General features: G+C 51.7%; 1 rRNA gene. It reads right to left on the bottom strand.

The annotated features are described in order from the left end of the window. Nucleotides 1-30 precede the first annotated feature (30 nt). Nucleotides 31-1,575 (bottom strand): 16S ribosomal RNA (locus tag H4J56_RS19345). Between the last annotated feature and the right edge of the window lie 65 nt (nt 1,576-1,640).

The raw sequence follows: 1,640 nt of genomic DNA on the forward strand, positions 1-1,640 counted from the left end.
AGTTTCCATTAAACTGTTTTTACTTCAAGATAAGGAGGTGATCCAACCCCAGGTTCCCCTAGGGTTACCTTGTTACGACTTCACCCCAGTCATGAAACACAAAGTGGTGACCGTCCTCCCGAAGGTTAAACTAGCCACTTCTTTTGCATCCCACTCCCATGGTGTGACGGGCGGTGTGTACAAGGCCCGGGAACGTATTCACCGTAGCATTCTGATCTACGATTACTAGCGATTCCGACTTCATGGAGTCGAGTTGCAGACTCCAATCCGGACTACGACAAGCTTTGTGGGATTCGCTCCACCTCGCGGTATTGCTGCCCTCTGTACTTGCCATTGTAGCACGTGTGTAGCCCATCCCGTAAGGGCCATGATGACTTGACGTCGTCCCCACCTTCCTCCGGTTTATCACCGGCAGTCTCCTTAGAGTTCCCGCCATAACGCGCTGGCAAATAAGGATAGGGGTTGCGCTCGTTGCGGGACTTAACCCAACATTTCACAACACGAGCTGACGACAGCCATGCAGCACCTGTCTCACAGTTCCCGAAGGCACAAGTCTATCTCTAGTCTCTTCTGTGGATGTCAAGGGATGGTAAGGTTCTTCGCGTTGCATCGAATTAAACCACATGCTCCACCGCTTGTGCGGGCCCCCGTCAATTCATTTGAGTTTTAACCTTGCGGCCGTACTCCCCAGGCGGTCAACTTAATGCGTTAGCTCCGCTACCCACGGATCAAGTCCACAGACAGCTAGTTGACATCGTTTACGGCGTGGACTACCAGGGTATCTAATCCTGTTTGCTCCCCACGCTTTCGTGCCTCAGCGTCAGTATCTGTCCAGGTGGCCGCCTTCGCCACTGATGTTCCTTCCAATCTCTACGCATTTCACCGCTACACTGGAAATTCCACCACCCTCTACAGTACTCTAGTTTGCCAGTTCAAAATGCAGTTCCAAGGTTGAGCCCTGGGCTTTCACATCTTGCTTAACAAACCGCCTACGCACGCTTTACGCCCAGTAATTCCGATTAACGCTCGCACCCTCCGTATTACCGCGGCTGCTGGCACGGAGTTAGCCGGTGCTTCTTCTGTTGCTAACGTCACAGCGAGCAGCTATTAACTACCCACCTTTCCTCACAACTGAAAGTGCTTTACAACCCGAAGGCCTTCTTCACACACGCGGCATGGCTGCATCAGGCTTTCGCCCATTGTGCAATATTCCCCACTGCTGCCTCCCGTAGGAGTCTGGGCCGTGTCTCAGTCCCAGTGTGGCTGATCATCCTCTCAAACCAGCTAGAGATCGTCGCCTTGGTGAGCCATTACCTCACCAACTAGCTAATCTCACTTGGGCTAATCAAATGGCAAGAGGTTCCGAAGAATCCCCCTCTTTGGTCCGTAGACGTTATGCGGTATTAGCAGTCGTTTCCAACTGTTGTCCCCCACCATATGGCATATTCCCAAGCATTACTCACCCGTCCGCCGCTCGTCAGCAAAGTAGCAAGCTACTCTCTGTTACCGCTCGACTTGCATGTGTTAAGCCTGCCGCCAGCGTTCAATCTGAGCCATGATCAAACTCTTCAATTAAAAAATCGTTTGTGATGCTTAGCCGAAACCAAGACATCTGCTCAATGAATTCTGTCGTGTTACCA

The organism is Colwellia sp. BRX8-4 (genome assembly GCF_014077345.1).
Lineage (GTDB): Bacteria > Pseudomonadota > Gammaproteobacteria > Enterobacterales > Alteromonadaceae > Colwellia_A.